The organism is Psychrobacter sp. 16-MNA-CIBAN-0192 (assembly GCF_040309565.1).
In the GTDB taxonomy this organism is placed as follows: Bacteria; Pseudomonadota; Gammaproteobacteria; order Pseudomonadales; family Moraxellaceae; genus Psychrobacter.
In genome coordinates this window covers 1-313 of sequence record NZ_JBEOOX010000090.1, presented here as the reverse complement: position 1 = coordinate 313, position 313 = coordinate 1, and the positions used below count along the sequence as shown (strand labels likewise).

Below are 313 nucleotides of genomic sequence, written 5' to 3'. Positions count from 1 at the left end.
GATCATGATTGCTGATAATGAGCATGGTTTTGAGGTCGATAAAAAAGTAGCTACTGAGTTTAAAACTAGTCTCTTTCATATTGAGGATTATGTTCCCTCTGACGAAAGTACTGATAGCAATAATATAAGCAATAATAAAAACGATGGTAAGCAAATCGAGACAGGCGGTGCGTTAGTGGCGATTGAATCGGCATTACAAGCTTTGAGTACATTGAATCAGTCAGAAGCTGCTCAAGCAGTGCCGTCTCATTATTTGCTGGTTATTAGCTGTGATAGTTTGATTAGTGCGCCTAACCTTTGGCAACATTTGAGC

General features: G+C 39.3%; 1 pseudogene. It reads left to right on the top strand.

The annotated features are described in order from the left end of the window. Positions 1-313, top strand: a pseudogene (locus AAEY78_RS12485) (molybdenum cofactor guanylyltransferase); the annotation flags it as partial.